The sequence below is a fragment of the Streptomyces sp. NBC_00659 genome (assembly GCF_036226925.1).
In the GTDB taxonomy this organism is placed as follows: Bacteria; Actinomycetota; Actinomycetes; order Streptomycetales; family Streptomycetaceae; genus Streptomyces.
On sequence record NZ_CP109031.1, the window covers coordinates 8,227,023 to 8,243,949 of the forward strand.

At 69.3% G+C, this 16,927-nt stretch carries 16 protein-coding genes and 1 pseudogene; 8 read left to right on the forward strand and 9 right to left on the reverse strand.

The features are described from left to right. Positions 1–520 precede the first annotated feature (520 nt). Positions 521–1,096, forward strand: a complete 576-nt coding sequence (locus OG410_RS35910; RefSeq protein ID WP_329302950.1) for a hypothetical protein — start codon at positions 521–523, stop codon at positions 1,094–1,096. A gap of 68 nt (positions 1,097–1,164) precedes the next feature. Here OG410_RS35910 and OG410_RS35915 read toward each other — a convergent pair whose 3' ends face one another. After that, entirely contained in the window at positions 1,165–1,527 is a 363-nt protein-coding gene (locus OG410_RS35915) for a hypothetical protein (protein WP_329302951.1), read from the reverse strand. Positions 1,528–1,832: 305 nt separating this feature from the next. Continuing rightward, positions 1,833–2,408 carry a TetR/AcrR family transcriptional regulator gene (locus OG410_RS35920; protein WP_329302952.1) on the reverse strand — a complete coding sequence of 192 codons (576 nt, stop codon included), beginning with the start codon at positions 2,406–2,408 and terminating at the stop codon, positions 1,833–1,835. A gap of 176 nt (positions 2,409–2,584) precedes the next feature. Here OG410_RS35920 and OG410_RS35925 point away from each other — a divergent pair. Beyond that, a pseudogene (locus OG410_RS35925) lies at positions 2,585–2,695 on the forward strand (RNA-guided endonuclease TnpB family protein); the annotation flags it as partial. A 36-nt stretch (positions 2,696–2,731) separates the two neighbouring features. On the opposite strand, the gene OG410_RS35930 reads toward OG410_RS35925, so the two are convergent. Further along, positions 2,732–3,526: an oxidoreductase gene (locus tag OG410_RS35930; protein WP_329302953.1), complete on the reverse strand. Its 795-nt coding sequence runs from the start codon at positions 3,524–3,526 to the stop codon at positions 2,732–2,734. 585 nt (positions 3,527–4,111) lie between these two features. Here OG410_RS35930 and OG410_RS35935 point away from each other — a divergent pair. Beyond that, a complete protein-coding gene (locus OG410_RS35935; RefSeq protein ID WP_329302954.1) occupies positions 4,112–4,438 on the forward strand; it encodes a hypothetical protein in 327 nt (108 codons plus the stop codon). Positions 4,439–4,624: 186 nt separating this feature from the next. On the opposite strand, the gene OG410_RS35940 is transcribed toward OG410_RS35935, so the two are convergent. Then, a complete protein-coding gene (locus OG410_RS35940) occupies positions 4,625–5,077 on the reverse strand; it encodes an ATP-binding protein (protein ID WP_329302955.1) in 453 nt (150 codons plus the stop codon). Between the two features lie 169 nt (positions 5,078–5,246). On the opposite strand from OG410_RS35940, the gene OG410_RS35945 reads away from it, so the two are divergent. Further along, entirely contained in the window at positions 5,247–6,128 is an 882-nt protein-coding gene (locus tag OG410_RS35945) for a helix-turn-helix domain-containing protein (RefSeq protein ID WP_329302956.1), read from the forward strand. Beyond that, positions 6,125–6,316 carry a DUF397 domain-containing protein gene (locus OG410_RS35950; protein ID WP_329302957.1) on the forward strand — a complete coding sequence of 64 codons (192 nt, stop codon included), beginning with the start codon at positions 6,125–6,127 and terminating at the stop codon, positions 6,314–6,316. The genes OG410_RS35945 and OG410_RS35950 overlap by 4 nt, the downstream gene beginning before the upstream one ends. Before the next feature lie 172 nt (positions 6,317–6,488). Here the strand turns inward: OG410_RS35950 and OG410_RS35955 are convergent, their stop codons facing one another. Together OG410_RS35955 and OG410_RS35960 are read right to left on the reverse strand one after the other, a co-directional pair. Beyond that, the gene (locus tag OG410_RS35955; protein ID WP_329302958.1) at positions 6,489–7,598 is read right to left on the reverse strand and encodes a Stk1 family PASTA domain-containing Ser/Thr kinase; all 1,110 of its coding nucleotides are present in this window, start codon (positions 7,596–7,598) and stop codon (positions 6,489–6,491) included. A 435-nt stretch (positions 7,599–8,033) separates the two neighbouring features. Beyond that, positions 8,034–9,686: a subtype B tannase gene (locus OG410_RS35960; protein ID WP_329302959.1), complete on the reverse strand. Its 1,653-nt coding sequence runs from the start codon at positions 9,684–9,686 to the stop codon at positions 8,034–8,036. Positions 9,687–9,867: 181 nt separating this feature from the next. Between OG410_RS35960 and OG410_RS35965 the strand changes: the two genes are divergently transcribed. After that, positions 9,868–11,214, forward strand: a complete 1,347-nt coding sequence (locus tag OG410_RS35965) for an ROK family transcriptional regulator (protein ID WP_329302960.1) — start codon at positions 9,868–9,870, stop codon at positions 11,212–11,214. Between the two features lie 104 nt (positions 11,215–11,318). Here the strand turns inward: OG410_RS35965 and OG410_RS35970 are convergent, their stop codons facing one another. After that, positions 11,319–12,656: an aminotransferase-like domain-containing protein gene (locus OG410_RS35970; RefSeq protein WP_329302961.1), complete on the reverse strand. Its 1,338-nt coding sequence runs from the start codon at positions 12,654–12,656 to the stop codon at positions 11,319–11,321. Positions 12,657–12,748: 92 nt separating this feature from the next. Between OG410_RS35970 and OG410_RS35975 the strand changes: the two genes are divergently transcribed. Together OG410_RS35975 and OG410_RS42715 are read left to right on the forward strand one after the other, a co-directional pair. Next, complete coding sequence (locus OG410_RS35975; RefSeq protein ID WP_329302962.1) at positions 12,749–13,375, forward strand: DJ-1/PfpI family protein; 627 nt, start codon at positions 12,749–12,751, stop codon at positions 13,373–13,375. Between the two features lie 196 nt (positions 13,376–13,571). Then, the gene (locus tag OG410_RS42715) at positions 13,572–13,814 is read left to right on the forward strand and encodes a hypothetical protein (protein WP_443063839.1); all 243 of its coding nucleotides are present in this window, start codon (positions 13,572–13,574) and stop codon (positions 13,812–13,814) included. A gap of 159 nt (positions 13,815–13,973) precedes the next feature. Here the strand turns inward: OG410_RS42715 and OG410_RS35985 are convergent, their stop codons facing one another. After that, on the reverse strand, positions 13,974–15,407 hold the full coding sequence (locus OG410_RS35985) for a nickel/cobalt transporter (protein ID WP_329302963.1): 1,434 nt from the start codon (positions 15,405–15,407) through the stop codon (positions 13,974–13,976). Between the two features lie 3 nt (positions 15,408–15,410). Next, the gene (locus OG410_RS35990) at positions 15,411–16,514 is read right to left on the reverse strand and encodes a DUF3500 domain-containing protein (RefSeq protein ID WP_329302964.1); all 1,104 of its coding nucleotides are present in this window, start codon (positions 16,512–16,514) and stop codon (positions 15,411–15,413) included. Positions 16,515–16,927: the final 413 nt, after the last annotated feature.

A 16,927-nucleotide genomic window follows, 5' to 3' on the forward strand; every position in this document is an offset into this window, starting at 1 on the left:
GTGTACGGGCGCATTGATTCGGTCAACCGTGGACGCCGGAGGAGATGCCGGGATTCGGGGCAATTCCTTGATGGTGGTGTCTCGTTCACTCCCCTCACACATCATCGAAACGCCAATAGGTGAATGACGGACTTTCTCGGTGCGGCATGTCCGAATCGGGGCGCACTTTCCCTTCGGGCGGCGGACACGGAAAATTCCATGTGTCGATCTTGAAGTGACCGGGAAGGGTGCGTGCAGGGTTCTGCGGGCGCCGTACGGGTTTCGCGCGGCCACTTACGGACGCCGGACGCGCGGAGGCCGGGCGCACGGCGGGGTCTCGGCCCGGCGGCGCGCACCGGCTGCCGGGGGTTTCCGCAGGCCCAGCCGCTCACACGCTGTGCCGCCCGCCTGATCGACTCCGGGGAACTCGACAAGCAGCGTGGCGATGGCCTTCATCACACGGTCCAGGCCGTCGCGCACATGCACAACCTCGCCCTGGCCGGAGGTCGGAGACGTCTGGAAGTGCGGGGCCCCTATGCCTTTGGCCAAGCTGCTCGGGTGGTTCCGGGGCATCCGGAACGATGTGTCCGTGCATGCTGATGATCAGGTTGGTGAGGGCGTCCCCGCGGAGCTCGCAGCGTTCCTGCGGGGTGTGGTCGACGGCCGTCCGGTGAAGATCGCTCCTTCCGTGTGTGGGTGCGGCGGCCGCGTGTTCTTCGTGTTGGTCAATGCGTCCGGAGCGGAACGGGAGTGCTCTGGCTGCAGCAGCCGCGCGTTCATCGCGGACAGCGAGGAGTACTGGAAGGAGGAGTCCTGGGAGGACGAGGAGCCCGGTGCGGCCGGCTGCCCCTGCGGGAGCGAGGAGTTCGAGGCCGCGGTCGCGTTCTCACTCGGCGGCGACGGATCGGTCCGCTGGGTGACCGTGGGCCTGCGGTGCATCAAGGACGGATTCTGCGGGACCTATGCCGACTGGAAGATCGACTACAGCCCCACGGAACACCTCTTGGCCATGGTCCAGGTCTGCGGAGTGACGGCTCGGACCGGGCTGCGGTTCGTAGAAGGTGCCGTCGCGGAGCATCGCGAAGAGAGCCCCTTTGCAGCAAGCACTTGTCGCTGATCGGCAACAGGCCCGGTTGCTCGCGAGCCAGTTCGGCATCGGAAGGGATTGCTTTCAGCCTTCAGCGTTCAGCGTTCGCGAGGGCGCCGGGAGATCATCTGGGGGAGGCCGCCGGTCTTCCAGTAGCCATCGAGGATCCTGAGCAGGCGTTCCGGGTCGCGGAAGACCTCGGCGATCCTGTCACCGTATTCGTCGAGGAGCGGGTCGCTTTCGACCGTCTTGCGGCCGGTTCCTGTGAAGGACGACGAGTAGGCGTGGCAATTGCCGCACCAAAGGTAGTTGATCCATGAGGGTTCGGTCCGGCCGTACTTCTCGTGGTGGTAGTTGCGCAGGCCGGCATGGCTGCAAACCGGGCAGATCCGCTCGGTCACCGGAAGCTGCAGCTGCGCGAAGAGCGCCTCACGATGGTGTTCGTCGTAGGGGCGGACCACGGGTGGGACCTTTCTCGGGTGTGCGGGGCATGCCCCGGTCGGCCGCAGCGGGACAGCCTTCCCCTGCGGCCGACCGGTGGAGGGCCAGGGACTGGCATGGCGCCGGGTCGGCCGACTGGTCAAGGCGTCATTCGCGTCCGGATATCCCGCGCCACATCATCCGGCTGAAGTCCTCGGCGTCGTCCTCGGTTCCGGTGTCCCGAAGTCGGCCATACGGTTCTGGTGACGGGTCTCGTGGAGAACGTCACCACGGCTTCCTCGATGCTTCGCAGGCCCTTGTTCGACGTCTCGGCCTCCGTGCGGCCTCAGTCCAGCACCCTCAGGGCGCCGGACACAGCGCCCTCGAGGAACTCCCGGTCCGCGTGGGCCTTGCCCATCACACGCATGCCCTGGATGAACGTCGTCAGAAAGCGGGCCAGCTCGGCCGGACGCTTCTCGGCGGCCAGCTCACCCCGAACCTGGGCGCGCTGCAACGCTCCGGTCAGGGCGGACTCGACGGTGGCCATGGTCGACTTCACCCGTTCGGCTGTGTCCTCGTGCGCCGCGCGCTCCGTAGCCGCGTTGACCAGCAGGCAGCCGCGCTCGGGGTCCGCGAGGTCCGCTTCGGCCATGGCGAGCAGCGTCTCCCGAAGTGCCGCACGGATGTCGGAGGCGGAATCGAGCCGCTCCACGAGCGAGGCGGCCTGGCCGTCGCAATAGCGTTTCAGGGCTTGGGCGTACAGGCCCTCCTTGGACCCGAACGCGCCGTACAGACTGCCGCTGCCGATGCCCAGTTCCCTCGTCAGTTGCGGCAGTGACGTCGCGTTGTAGCCCTGGCGCCAGAAGAGGTCCATGGCCCGCTCCAGTACCTGGTCTGTGTCGAACTCCCGAGGTCGTGCCATGAAACGACCCTAACATTTCTGGAATGTTTATTCCAATATCGGGAAGTCGATCACTGCTCCAGGGGCAACCGTGTCCCGGGCCGGCGGCCTCGACGGCCGGAGCGGAACGAGGAGCCGAGGTGTGCCCAGGTGCTGCGCCCGCTCAGTTCTGAGCGGCCGTGGCGCCGATCGCGGCGTCCCCCGGGGACAAGAACTCCGCGCGCGTGATGCTGGTCCGGGCTGGTCTCGACCCGGTTGGTGTCGAGGGCGTAAGACCTCCGGGAGCGCCGCTCCCGGAGGGAGCCTGAGCCAGGAATCCCCTTCGCTTTCAGGGAGGGGAGGATTCAAAGGGTCTTGACGAGTCCGCCGTCGATGGTGAAGTCGGCGCCGGTGACGTTGCCGGTGCGGTGGCTGGCCAGCAGCAGGGCGAGGTCGGCGACCTCGTCGGGGCGGGTGAAGCGGCCGGTGGCCAGGCCGCCGAGGCCCGCGACGATGGCCTCGCGTGCCGCGTCGCGTCCGACACCCATGGCGTTGGCGACGGTGTCGGCCATGCCGCCGTCGGCCAGCCAGATGTCGGTCTCGACCGGTCCCGGGCTGATGGTGTTGACGCGGACGCCCTGGGGGCCGACCTCCTTGGAGAGCGACTTGGCGAAGCTGGCCAGGGCGGCCTTGGACGCCGCGTAGTCGACGATGCTCGGGTCGGGCAGGACCGCGTTCACGGAGCCGATGTTGATGATTGTTCCGCGGCTCTCCAAGAGGTGGGGGAGGGCTGCCCGGCTGGCCCGCACGGCGCTGAACAGGTTGGTGTTGAAGGTCTGCGTCCAGTCGTCGTCGCTGACGGACGAGAACCCGCCCAGCCGCGGAGCGACCGAGCCGACATTGTTGACGAGTACGTCGACGGTTCCGAAGTGGGTGACGGCCGCGTCGATGAGGGCGGCGGCGCCGTCGGCCGTGCTCAGGTCCACCGCCAGCGGGACGAGACCGTGCCGCTCGCTCAGCTCGGCGAGTTCCTTGCCCGGGGTGCGTGCGCCTGCGACCACGTGAGCGCCCTCGTGAGCGAAGGCGCGGGCGACGGCCAGGCCGATGCCCCTGCTGGCACCGGTGACGACGACGACCTTGTTGCCGAGTTCGAGATCCATGACCTCACACCTTTTCTGGATTGATCAATACGTAACCTGTGTGCGGAAGGGGGTTTCCTTGCCGCAGTGATGCCACCGTAGCAATAATGGATAGTTCAATCAAGAACTATTTTGGGGGTGGGTATGGACCTGGACCGCCGACCTCCATCGGCGGGACCCGCCGGCCGGGGACGGGCAACGCGCGCCGAAGCTGCGGGAGATGGAGAACGCGGCGCGCCGGCACCGCGGCGTCTGACACCGCGCACAGCGGACGAGTCACCCGCCCGGTCCGGCCGGCAGGGCCCGTTGATGCAGTCGGTCGAATCAAGCGCGGCGCCCCGGAGGGGCTCAGTCTGAGGGAGCAGACGGACCTACAGTGAGGAGTACGGCAATGGCACAGGAGTTGCGGGGGAGAACGGCCGTGGTGGCCGGGGCGAGCAGGGGCATCGGGCCGGCCGTGGCCGGCTCCCCGTCCGGGCGAGGTGCTGGTCGAAGTGCGCGCGGCATCGATCACGTCGGGGGAGCTGGGACGCGACCTGGACCGACAGGGGCGACGGCAGCGGCAGCCTCCGCGTGCCGATCGTTCCCTCCAAGGAGGCCGGCGTCGTGGCCGAACTCGGAGAGGGAGTAACGGACTTCGCCCCCGGGGAGGAGGTCTACGGTCTCATCCCGTTCGTCAGGGACGGGGCCACGGCCGAGTACGTCACCGTCCCCGCGGCGGTGCTCGCGGCGAAGCCGCGTTCGCACGACCACGAGCACACGGCCGCCCTGCCGCTGGCGGGCCTGACGGTATGGCAGGGGCTTGTCACCCATGCCGGCCTGACCGCGGCACCGTCCGCGACCTCATCGACGCCCAGGCCGCCTCCCGCCACCGGTCCGCCGCCGACCTCGAAACGTCGGCCGACGCCGCGCCCACGACGAGTTCAGCCTTGAGGACCTCCGGGACCGGCTCACCGGCGCGGACCGGTACGAGGACGAGGACTACGCGGCGTACGGGCTCACCTCCCGGCAGATCGAAGAGCTCAAGACGTGGGCGCTGGAGTGGGCGGAGGACCTGGGAGCGCGGATTCACGACGAGAACGCCTGGCAAGAGGCCATGCCCCTCTCCCGTCGGCGTGATCACGCGCTGGTCGTGATGTTGAGGAGTTCGGCCCGGACGGTCTTTCCGCTGGGCCGGTAGGGGACCGTGTCCCAGTGGTCGGCGAAGGCGGTGACCAGAGGCAGGCCGCGACCGCCCGGTCGGAGTGGATCGGGTTCGGCGTCTGTCGGAGGGATGTGTGGGAGGACGTCTCCGCGGGGGTCGGTGACTTCGACACGGAGGCGGCCGGCCGACGGGGCGAGGACGAGCGTCAGCCGGAAGCAGCGACCGGGCAGGCGGCCGTGGAGTACGGCGTTGGCGGCAAGCTCCGCGACGACGCTTTCGGCACGCTCGGTGAGATTCTGCGAGGCGCCCCAGAGACGCAACTCGGTCACGGTGAGGAGGCGGGCGAGCCGGGCGCCGCGCCGGGTGGACGAGAGGAGTTGCGTGAAGGTGCGGATGGGGGCGCCGACTCGGGGCGTCGCGTGGTCCATGGCGCCAGAGTGACGGTCGGATGCCAGGGGCGGGGAGCGCCGCACCCCGTACACAAAGTGAGCGTACGGACGCGAAGGGTGGACGGTACGCCGGATTCTCCGTCACGCTGGGTGGTGAGCGCGGGACGGCTTGAGGGGCCGTCGTGTGCGGTACGGAGAGGGGCGGCGGATGGACATCGTCGAAGGGGAGGCGTCCGGACACGCCCGCGAGCGGGCGGTTCCGGCGGGGGAGTGGGAGCGGGAGCCTCACCCCTCCGACAGTCTGCGCACGTTCGGCGCCGTCGTCCAGGCGTTGCGCGAGCACGCGGGGCTCAGCCGGGGCGACCTCGGTACGTTGGTGCGGTACTCCAAACACACCGTGGAATCGGTGGAGTTGGGACGCCGCATGCCGGACGAGGCGTTCGTGGAGCGCGCGGAGGAGGCGCTCGGCAACACCGGTGCGCTGCGCAGGTCCGCCCGCCATCTCACCCGGGGTGAAGCGGGGCTCGCCGCGTGGTTCCGGCGGTGGGCGCGGCTGGAGCGCGAGGCGGTGAGCCTGTGCACGTACGAATGCCGGCTGGTGCCGGGGTTGTTGCAGTCGCAGACGTATGCGCGGGCGGTGTTCGAGGGCACGATCCCACTGCGCACGGACGCGGAACTGGAGGCCCAGCTCGCCGCACGGATGGAACGGCAGGCGATCATGCGGGACCGGCCCACCGTGCCGTTCAGCTTCATCGTCGAAGAGCACGTGTTCCGGCGGCGGTTCGGGGACGCGGAGGCGATGCGGGAGCTGTACGACCACGTGCTGGAGCGGAGCGCGCCGCGCAACGTGACGTTTCAGGTGGTACCGCTGGAGGCTGGGCTGCACGCGTGTCTGGATGGGCCGGTGCGGATCCTGGAGACTCCTGCGGGGCAGCGGCTCGGGTACTCGGAGGGGCAGAAGAACGGGCGGTTGATCTCCGACCCGAAAGAGGTGAGTGCGCTCTGTCAGCGCTATGAAACACTGCGCTCGCAGGCCCTGAGCCCCAATGAATCCCGGGTCTTGCTGGAGCGACTGCGAGGAGAGCTATGAGCAGCGGTGCGACGGAACTCGCCTGGTTCAAGTCCAGCTACAGCGGCAGTGAGGGTGACGACTGCGTAGAGATCGCGATCGCCGAACAGGCCGTCCACGTAAGGGACTCCAAGGATGTGAGCCGCCCGGCCTTCTCGGTGGAGCGGGAGCAGTGGTCACGGTTCGTCGGGTTCGTGGCGGACGCCTGAGCGGAGGCGCGGCGCGCGAACCCGATCAGAAGATCTTGCAGAGCGTCATCGCGCGCATGTCGACATCGCCCGGTGATCCGAGTACAGAGCTGCGGCCCACATAGATGGTGTCCCACCGCGAGGTTCCGACCGGGCAGGACCCGGAGCTGATGAGCAGGTTTTGGGCGGTTGATCAGGCACTGTGCCAGCGGTTGCGGCCGTCGGACCCGGGACCGCAGACCATGGGGGTCCCTGCCCGGCTGACGCCGGTCGCTCCGGGAGGGGAGCAGAACGAGCCGGGGTGGACCGTGCCCACGCTCGTGCCGCCGCCGGTCGAGCCGCCGGAGGAGGACGAGGAGTCGCGGTGCGGGGCGCTGCTGTCGCGGTCCGTGCCGCTGTCGCTGTTGCCGCCGTGGTCGGGGTCGTTGGCCGGGATCTTGTAGGTCGCGTCCTTCTCCGACGGGCAATGCCGCACGAGGTCGGCGTCGGTCCACCGGCCCAGATCGAGGCGGACGGTGGTGGCGGAGTCGACCTTGGTTCCCTTGTCCGGGGATTGGAAACACACTCGCCAGTCGTCGCCGTCCTCCGCGGCTTCTGTGGCGGTCGGAGTGTCGACGTCGAGGTAGACGTCGTCGAGCGTGACGCGGTCGAGGTCGACACCGGCCTGCTTCAGTTCCTCGACGGCCTTGTCGTAGGTGGCGCCGACGACATCTGGCATCTTCGGCCAGGGGAGCGGGCCGCCGTCCTTCTCGGGGCACGGCTCCGAGCTCCTGACGGCCGCGAAGTCGATGGTGTTCGCGGCCGTGGCGGTCTTCTGGAAGCACACCATCCATCCGGACCGCAGGATGATCGTGCGACTCTCGTCAGCCGCGTCATGGTGGGTGGCGGTGTAGCCGGCGGAGCGCGCGTCCTCCTCCGCCTCGTCCAGCGGCCGGCCGGTGTAGTCAGCGGCCTTGGCGGGCCTGGACGCGCTCGGTGACGCGGAGACGGCCGTGCCGCTCGCGCGGACCTCGTCGCCCGTCTTGGCATCGGCCTTGCCTGTCCCGCTGTCGTCGAGCTGTCCACCCAGGCCCGCGCCGACCGTCAGGAGCAGCAGGGCGCCGAACGTCGCGCCGGTCCTCACGAACCAGCGCCACGGTGACAGCACCCACACGGCCACCACGGCGGCGATCATCACGAGGAAGCCCAGGGCGACACTGAACGCACTGAGCAGGGCGACCGGCGCGAGCAGGCCGAGCATGGCGGGGGTGGTCTTCCACCAGGGGCGGGACGGGGCTGGGGTCGGGGTGTTGTACGGGTTCATGTGACGCCTAACTCCTGAAGTGCGGGCCCAGGCACGGTGGCTGGGCCCGCTGAGTCCCTTGCAGGGGCCAGGTTCCGACTGTCAGGCGCTGTGTCCGGGGCCGTGGCCAGGGGTGGCGTGAGGGTGGAGCGGTAGGTACCGGACTCGCCCTCGACGAATGGGTTCTCCAGGGTCAGGCCGACGGCGGCCATGCGGTCGTACTCGGCGAGGATCAGGTTCTTGGTGCGGTACTCGCCGTGTGCCGTGTGCCGTGTGCCGTGTGCCGTGCGCCTTGGTGTCGTTGTCGCGGGTCCGGTGGACGCGGGGATACCGGGCGCCGAGCCGGCCCGGCTGGTGCGGACAGACTCGGCGCCGCGGTGGGTCCGCACCCTGGGGGCGAACCGACGAGTCGGACGCCGTGTGTGCCACAGGGGATGGAGAGCTGCTCCTGGCGGGCTACTTCTTGTAGCCGGTGACCTTGGCGACCCACTTGACGAAGTCGCCGGGATCGACGTTGGTGGCGTGGCCCTGGTCCCAGTAGAAGGAGTGGTTGAGGTCGTCGCCGAGGTTGTCCACGGCTGCGGCGAGGTTGGCGGAGATGACGTGCGAGGTGTCGGTGTCGTTGGTGCCCAGGCGGATCCACCAGTGCTTCGACCGGTTCGGGTTGTGCTTCTCCAGCAGGTGGTACATCGGGTTCATGAGTTTCAGCAGTTCGGGAATGTCACTCGCGACCCGCTTGGCGCCGAGGCCCGTGCTGTCGTTCTTCGTGCTGTACGCGGTGAAGTGGCGGGACTCGGTCGTACCGGTGCCGAACTCGTTGTTCTCGCCCGCGGACAGGTCGAAGGCGTCGAAGGCCGGGGTGGTCTTCTTCCGGGCGCCGACATGGGCGAGGTAGTCCTCCCAGGTGAAGGTCGCCTTGCCGCCGGACCACGTGATGAAGGTGTTCTTGGCCAGGTACGTCTCGCGGTCCGCGTCCGACAGCGCGGCGAGGTACGTGGTGGCGGACGCCTGGAGGTAGGTCTTGAGCAGGTAGTCGTCGTAGTTGCGGGCGGTGAGGGCGCCGTACCCGTTGAGGCCGCGCAGCTTCAATCCGGCCTGGTACTCGGCGAACTGGGACTGCAGCTCCTTGGACACCGCCTGGTCGACGGCCTTGCCGGTGGACTGGGTGACGTTGGTGCCCCAGTTCCACTCGTAGGCGCCGTCGGCGTGCTCCAGGTCCGTGATCGGGCACCAGGCGCCGGTCGCGAAGACCGCGTCGGAGGCGTCGGCCGCGCCGGCCTCCTTCAGGTACTTGTCGTAGATTTCGCTGTCGCCGGACGCGCCCAACAGGGCGGAGACGGCGCCGCCGGCGCTGGTGCCGGTGGAGACGATCCGGTCGGTGTCGCCCGGGATGCGGCCCTTGTTGGACTTCACGTATCGCACCGCGGCCTTCAGGTCCACGATGACCGCCGGGGCGGTGCCGTAGTAGGTACCGTCGGAGTTCGTGAGGCTGCGGCCACGCGTGCCGGGTTCCACGGCGACGTAGCCCGCCACCAGGGCCAGCTTCGCGAGGTTGACCATTCCGTTGACGGCACCCGTGCCGCCGGCACCCGGCCCCGGGCCGCCTGGCGCCGAACCGCCGGGCATCCCGGACGGCATTCCGGACGGCATCCCGGACGGCATTCCGCCGGCGCCGCCGCCCAGGGAGCCCATCTCCAGCGCGGCCTGGCCCACGCCCGTGGCCGTCGCGACGCTGGACGGCATGTAGGCGCCCACCGCGTTCGCCAGCACGATCGGAGCCCTGGAGGCGTCGACCGCCGTGCCGTCGATCTTGACGGGGACGCTGACGACCAGGCTCTGGTGCTTGTCGTCGCTCGGGTTGGTGACGTAGTCGCGCGGCTTGTAGAAGTGGTAGGTCACCGAGTGCTCGGTGCCGGCCGCGTCAGCGATCGTCTCCGTCACCTCGGTGTAGTCGTCCTTGTCGAAGACGAGGGCGCCGGAGGACGTTGCGGAGTCCTTCTTGTCGCCGGACGCCTGAGCCGTCAGCGCGATGCCACCGGCCGCCGCGACGCCCGCGGCCGCGCCGATCCCGATGACGACGGTCCTTCGTTTGACTGCCCTGCGCTCCATGGTCGCTCTCCTCATCACGTGACTCATCGCTTGCCTGTTGTGTAGGCATTCGCGAAGCTAGTGATGTTTCGCATGGATCGTCAACAATTTCGTCGACTTCTCAGGGAACCCTCAGGTATATTTTTCAACCTGTGAAAAATATAGTTCAACGCTACCAGACGGGTCGGGGACAATCGGCTGTGTGACCAGCCCAGCCGACTCCGCGGACGTGCGCCGCACCAACCTGTCCCTCGTGCTCCGCCACATCGAGGCGTACGGCCCCTGCGCGCGCACCGAGATCGCCGCCGCCACGGGGCTGGTACACGCCTCGGTGACGGCGCTGGTCGCGGATCTCCTCGAGCGGGGGCTGGTGGAGGAGGCGGGCGCCGCGGCCTCGGGCGGGCGGGGACGGCCGAGACGGTTGCTGCGGCTGGTCCCCGGGCGGGTGTGGACGGTGGCCGTCCAGGTGTCGTGGGAGTACGTCGATGTGTGGGCCGCGGATCTTGCGGGTGCGGTCGTGCACGCGGAGCGGGTGGCGCATGACGTGCCGCTGGGGGCTCCGGGGCGGGAACGGGGTGCGGCGGGGATTCCCGGGCCGGCGGATGGCCCGCCGGGCGAACCGGGCGTCGGGCCGCGAACCGGGCCGGCCGGTGGGCCGATGCCCGGGTGGAAGGCCGGGCGGAAGCCCGGACCCGTGGCCGAGACGATCGCCCGCGCCGTCGGGCGTGCTGTCGCCCGGGCCCAGGGTGCCTACGTGGGGAGGGTCGTCGTCGCTGTGCCCGGACCGGTGATCGCGGGTGTGGTCGGGGCGGCCATCGGCTTCGGGTGGGGCGTGACAGATCTGGCGGGACTTGTCGCCGGGCACCTGCCCGACCTGGGCTGTCCGGTCGAGGTCGTCAACGAGGCGAACGTGGCCGCGCTGGCCGAGTACCACGCCTTGGCCGCCGCCGGCGTCAGCCGGCCCGACACCGTCGTCTACGTCAAGGGCGAGATCGGAGTCAGCGGCGGACTGCTCATAGGGGGCCGGGTCCATCAGGGCAGCCATGGCATGGCCGGCGAGATCGGCCATGTCCCGGTGTCCTTCGAAGGCCGGTATTGCCTGTGCGGTTCACGCGGTTGCCTGGACACCTATCTCAGCCTCAGGGCCCTGATCACTGCTGCGGGTATGGGGCCCCTGGCCCCGGGACAGCGGCCCGGCGACGACCGCGCCGAACTCGGCCGCCGCCTCCGGGCCGGGGATCCTCGGGCGCTCGCGGCGCTCGATCACGCCGGCCACGCCCTGGGCGCCGCACTCCTGGCCGTCGCCGGCGCCACAGACGCCGGCGAGGCCGTCCTCGGCGGCTATCTCGCCGAATGGGCGCCCTGGCTGACCCCCGGCATCGACGCCCGCCTCACCGGACGCCGCACCGGGATCCCCGGAGTGGGGCTCACCGTGTCCGTCGGTGTCCTCGGCGCCGACGCCACACTCCACGGAGCCGTCCAGGCAGGTCGGGACCGGATCCTCGACGACCCGACCATCGTGCCGACCGGGGGTGTGCACTGCCTGTGAACCTCGCGAACGGTCACCAGCCTGAAAGCCGCGCATTCCTCATCGGTCTCGGGTCGCCTCGCACGCAGACACCTATGGGCAGGAATCCGCTGTTCGAAGGGAGTTCAGGCGTAGGCGTCCTCGACGGCGACGCGGCGCACTGTGCGCAGTGTCGACCGGAGGCTGTCCAGGTCGGTCGAGCCCAGAGCGAGGCGAATCGCCTGGGGTGTGTGCATCGAGGTGGTGAACGGTTCGGCTGTGGATACCGAGATGTGCTGACGCGCGAGGGTGGCGGTCAGGCGGTCGGCGCGTGCGTCGTCGGGCAGCGGCAGCCAGGTGAAGTAGGACGAGGGGTGGCTGACGAACGGTAGGCCTGCCAACTCCTGTCCGGCGATTGCCTGGCGGGCCTTGGCGTCGTCTCGCTTCTGCGCTTCCAGGCGGTCCACCGTGCCGTCGTCGAGCCAGCGGCAGGCGATGGCGGTGGTGAGGGCGGGGGTGTTCCAGGTGGTCGCCCGGATCGCGCGTTCGAGCGAGGGCACCGCGGACGGCGGGGCGGCGGCGAAGCCGACCCGGAGGCCGGTGGCGACGCTCTTGGACAGGCCCGAGACGTAGACGGTGATGTCCGGCGCGGTTGCTGCCAGAGGCGGTGGCGGGTCCTCGGCCAGGTAGGCGTAGGAGGCGTCTTCGATGATGAGCGCACCGTGCCGTCGGGCGATCTTGACCAGACGGGTTCGGCCGGTTGCCGGCATGACCCAGCCCAGCGGGTTGTGCAGGGTGGGCATGGTGTAGATCGCGCGCACCGGGCGGGTCGCGCACAGCTTCTCCAGGACGTCGAGATCCGGCCCGTCGGGGGTTGCGGGGATGGGTGCCAGGTCGAGATGAAAGGCATGTGCGAGCACCTTGAAGCCCGGGTAGGTGAGGGCATCGACCGCGACGACGTCGCCGGCGTTGAGCGTGGCCATGACGGTGACGGCCAGGCCGTGCTGCGCACCGTTGGTGATGAGGATCCGATCCGCGTCCGTGGTGATGCCTCGACGCCTCAGGTGCCGTGCGATCGAGGCTCTGTCCTGGGGACGCCCTCGATGCGGTTGGTAGCGCAGCAGCGTGTCGAGATCGCCGGAGGTGGCCACCTCTCGCAGAGCCTGCCGGAGGAGATCGGCCTGCCCGGGCAGCGACGGGTAGTTGAAGTTGAGGTCGACCGCGTCCGTGGCGACGACCTGCTGATCGATGCCGTGACCGGCGGGAACCGCGATGTCGCGCACGAACGTGCCGCGGCCCTGTTCCCGGCTGACCAGCCCCATCGTTTCGAGCTCGGCGTACACCCGGGTCGCGGTCACCACGGCGATGCCCTCACGGGCGGCGAGTCCGCGGTGGGTCGGCAGCCGCACTCCCGCGGCGAGTCGCCCGGTCCGGATGTCGGATGCGAGCGCGTCGACCAGCGTTTTGTACCGCGAGGCTGCCATGCACCGAATTGTATGCATGACAATTCTTTGACTGTCCTGTTCGTGGGTCCTTACCGTCAAGACCCGCCCACCGACCCGGAAGGACAGCCGCCGTGCCGCACATCGCCATCCTCACCTTCGAGGGCTACAACGAGCTCGACTCCCTGATCGCGCTCGGTGTGCTCAACCGCGTCAAGACCGACGACTGGCGCGTCACCATCGCCACCCCCAGCCCCAAGGTGACATCGATGAATGGGGTGGTCATCGAGCGGATGTCCACCCTTGAGGAGGCGTGCGCCGCTGACGCCGTCATCGTCGGGAGCAGTATCGCCACCCGCGAGGTCGTCGAAGACCCGGCGATCATGAACATCCTGCGCCGACTGGACCCCTCGCGCCAGCTCGTCGCGGCCCAGTGCTCCGGCGCGCTCGTGCTGGCCAGACTCGGCCTGCTGGGCGACATCCCCGCCTGCACCGACCTGATCACCAAACCCTGGGTCGTCGCCGCCGGCGTCGAGGTGCTCAATCAGCCCTTCTACGCCAAGGACAACATCGCCACCGCCGGCGGCTGCCTGGCCTCGCACTACCTCGCCGCCTGGATCATCGCCCGCCTTGACGGCCACGACGCCGCCGAAAGCGCGCTGCACTACGTCGCCCCGGTCGGCGAGAAGGAGGAGTACATCGAGCGCGCCTGGCGCAACATCACCCCCTACCTGCCCGCTCCCACACCGGCGCTCGTCTGATCAACGGCGGATCTGAAGATCAAGGAGACGCGTCTGATGACGGACACCGCCGTGGAGAACGAGCAGGCCGAGCAGGTGGTCCAGGTGCTGATCGAGCCGGTGCCGGCCGCCTGGCGGGCCGAGCGGTGGCGTCACGCCCTGAACATCGGGCGGCCGCCCGGGCGCGACCTGCGCGAGATCATGGACGATTTTCTACGTGGACCGGACCGGGGTGCAATGGCGCTGCCTCCCGTACGACTTCCCGCCCTGGGAAAGGGGCTACGGCTACTTCGCGAAGCGGCAGAAGGGCGAGGTGTTCACCCAGCTGACCGACACCCTCGGCCTGCTGCTCGCGGTGTCGGTCACCCGCGCCCCCGACGACGCAGCGGGCCAGACGCGGGCGTCCTGTCTCCGTCAAGGGTGCATACGGCGGGGCACGAGGGCCTTTCGGCCGGTGTAGACATCGTCATCCACGCCGAACTCGAAAGGCCCTCACCTGTTCAAGAACCTTCGACCGAGACCTGCCTCACCCGTCCACAACCTTCCGGCGGCAGGGGCGTTCGGCAGTCAGGGATTGCCGCGGTGCGATCGTGCGGCAGACCTGGGGTAGTGGTCGGCATCACCTTGCCCCGGCGAGCGCCGTTGCCCCGCCGGCCGCGAGGGTCGAGCCGAGGATGGTGACCACGGCCGCGGAGACGATCGGAAGCCACTTGACGAGGGGGCTCTCGCCGGAACGCTGGAAGCGCTCCAGCTTGGTTCGGGCGCTCACCAGGATCAGCCCCAGTCCGACAAGGACACCGGCCAAACCCACGCTGAAGCAGACGATCATGGTCAGGCCCAGGGCTGTGCGGCCCAGGCCGATGGCCAGCAGAAGGACGCTCAACGCCTCGGGACACGGGATGACTCCGCCGGAAACACCCATGGTTGCGATGCCGCGAACGGTCGCGGGCATGATGGGGGTCGCGGGCGGGTGATGGTGGTGGGTCGCGCGGTCACCGCCACCCCCATGACTGTGGCTACCGCTACCGCTACCGCTACCGCTACCGCTACCGCTACCGCTGTGGCTGTGGTGGCCGGCGCGGGCGTCGCCTGTACGCAGCCGCCACCGGCGCTGCAGCAGTCGTATCCCAAGGATCAGCACCACTGTCCCGCTGATCACTTCGAGTACCGGCACCAGTACCTCCGGTACGACGAATCGTCCTGCGAACAGGACCGCCGTTCCGAGTGCGATGACGGAAGCCGTGTGCGTGAAGGTGATGACCGCTCCGAGGATCAGCGCCTGACGTGGGGTGCTGTCGGCACCGACCAGATAGGACGCGAGGAGTGCCTTGCCGTGGCCGGGGGTGAGGGCGTGGAAGGCTCCGAGCAGGGCGCAGGTGCCGAGCAGGGCGAACAGGGCCCAGGGCGATGACAGGGGAGAGCGCAGGGCGCTGAGCATCGTGCCCCCGCCGGAGTCCGCCACCTTGGCCGGACCGGCCGGGACCGGCGACTCGGCCGGCCCGGACAGCGTCATCGTGATCATGCGTCCCCCGTTCCCGTGCTCGATGCCCGAGGGCCGTACCGGACGGTGTGCCGCGATCAGCACGTTTTCCTGCACGGTCGTACGGGTGCCGGGGTCGTAGGCGTCTGTGAAGGTGACCGTTCGGGTGCCGGACGGCAGGTCGGCCACCGCCTCGACGCTCACTGTGCCTCCGCCGGCCGCGAGCAGCTCGTAGGGCGGATAGGTACTTCCCGTCACCTCCAACGCGATGGCCTGTCCGTCCGCGCGGACCACGAGGGCCCGGGTCACATGGCGCAAGTGGGCGGCCGTCTCGGCCGGGCCGAGTACGCCGTCGCCATCCGTGTCGGCGGCTTTGGCGAAAGAAGGAGCCACCAACACACCCGGTGTGAGGTCGAGTTGTACCTCAAGACGTGAGACGGTCGGCGTCAGGTAGGCCTGTTGAAGCACTTCGTCGGTGGGGTGGGCCGCGGCGGGCGCGGCGGCGAGGCCGGACCCGGCGGCGGCCAGCAGAGCTGCGGCCGTCCACCGGGCCAGGCGGCGTGCAAGAGCCATCCGTCAGTCCTCGGCCCCGTAGTCGTTGCCGTTCTCGCGGTAGATCGAGTGGATGTGGGTGATGCCGCCCGCGGCTGCGCCCGAGCCCTGCTGGTGGGCGAACTCGATGGTGAAGGCGGGGCTCTGGACGCGGTAGTAGATCGGCTGGTCGGCGGCCGTGGACCCGGACCAGGCGAAGTACGTCTGGTCGAGACCGGCCTGCGCCTCCGTCAGCTTCGCGGCCGCCTGTTCGTCGTTGAGCGGGGTGATCCACTCGCTGATGAGGCCGAGCAGCAGAGTCTTCTGGGCGGCGGTGAAGGTGGAAGCCTTGACGCCGTCGTAGGCGAGGGTCTTCCCGTCCTGGCCGGCGCCGAGGACGATCTCCTTCACCGGTGTGTCCAGGACGGCGGCGGCCAACTGGGTGGAGTTCAGGGACTGCAGGACCGTGTATGCCTTGTCGGTCTCGCCCACCAGCGGTTCGACGGTCGCGCCGGTCTTCGTGTAGTAGGCGGGCTGCGCTCCCCACAGGGTCGGGCCCAGTGTCATGGTGCCGCCCGACAGTGTGATGTTGACGGCGAGGTGGTGGCCGCCGTACTGGATCGTCCACTTGCCGGTGGCTGACGGTGTGCCGAGGATGCGGATCCAGTAGTGGTCCGCGCCGAAGTCGAGGTCGATGCCGCCTTGCGCCTTCAGGACGCCGTCGCCGTAGGTGATGCCGGTGACCTGCTCGAAGCCTGTGGGACTGAGCGCGGCCCGCAGGATGTTCAGGACCGCGGTCTGCTGGGAGGACGTCAACGCGTCCATCCGCAGGCCCGCGCGCTTGTACAGGGCGTCGGGCAGGTTGGACCACTTCGACAGGTTGGCCTGGGTCCGGGTCGCCTGGACCGTCGTCTTCTGCGACGAACTCAGGGTTCCCAGGAAGGCGTTGACCGCGGTGAGTACTTGCGGGGCCGTTGCGGCGGTCACCGTGCTGTGCGTGCCGGCCGGCGCGGTCTGCGCAGCGGCCGGCGGTCCGGCGGCCGCACCGGAGACGCAGGTCGTCACCACGACGGCGGCGAGTGCGCTCGCAGTGAGGTACCGGCGCCGGGTGGACCGGCGCGGGGCAGGGCTGATCTGGCGCAGTGACAACGTGAACTCCAATGTGGGGGCGACGCGGGTGCGTGGGGCAGGACCGCGTCGGATTGAGTCGTGCATGTCAACAGCGGTTGGGAGTATGTCAGAGATTTCGTCAACGATTCTGTCGCCCAAAACAATGGCCAGGAGTGGTCGGCCGCGACCGGCACATCGGTTCCCGGTGCCCGTGGACTGTCGCCGCGCCCGATGGGCACTCCTCGACGACTCCGGCCGAGCCGTTCGGCGCGGAGCTCCCAGGTGGGCGCTGTCCGGGACGGGCGGGCCCGCCGCCCGCCGGGCCGGTGGCGGTCGCGCCGGACGCAGTCGGCCGACCGGGAACTGCCCGAAGCTGGCGGGAGGGCAAGTGTCAGCAAAATTGTCCGATAGATCGCTAGGTATATTGTCAACGATCTCGTAGCGTCCGCCAC

What these genes read in the sequence shown, in the direction of transcription:
- OG410_RS35950 (WP_329302957.1), top strand. Translation starts at nt 6,125, where the DNA reads ATGAGCAGCGGTGCGACGGAACTCGCCTGGTTCAAGTCCAGCTACAGC.
- OG410_RS35930 (WP_329302953.1), bottom strand. Translation starts at nt 3,526, where the DNA reads ATGGATCTCGAACTCGGCAACAAGGTCGTCGTCGTCACCGGTGCCAGC.
- OG410_RS35960 (WP_329302959.1), bottom strand. Translation starts at nt 9,686, where the DNA reads ATGGAGCGCAGGGCAGTCAAACGAAGGACCGTCGTCATCGGGATCGGC.
- OG410_RS35985 (WP_329302963.1), bottom strand. Translation starts at nt 15,407, where the DNA reads ATGGCTCTTGCACGCCGCCTGGCCCGGTGGACGGCCGCAGCTCTGCTG.
- OG410_RS35945 (WP_329302956.1), top strand. Translation starts at nt 5,247, where the DNA reads ATGGACATCGTCGAAGGGGAGGCGTCCGGACACGCCCGCGAGCGGGCG.
- OG410_RS35920 (WP_329302952.1), bottom strand. Translation starts at nt 2,408, where the DNA reads ATGGCACGACCTCGGGAGTTCGACACAGACCAGGTACTGGAGCGGGCC.
- OG410_RS35955 (WP_329302958.1), bottom strand. Translation starts at nt 7,598, where the DNA reads ATGAACCCGTACAACACCCCGACCCCAGCCCCGTCCCGCCCCTGGTGG.
- OG410_RS35970 (WP_329302961.1), bottom strand. Translation starts at nt 12,656, where the DNA reads ATGGCAGCCTCGCGGTACAAAACGCTGGTCGACGCGCTCGCATCCGAC.
- OG410_RS35940 (WP_329302955.1), bottom strand. Translation starts at nt 5,077, where the DNA reads ATGGACCACGCGACGCCCCGAGTCGGCGCCCCCATCCGCACCTTCACG.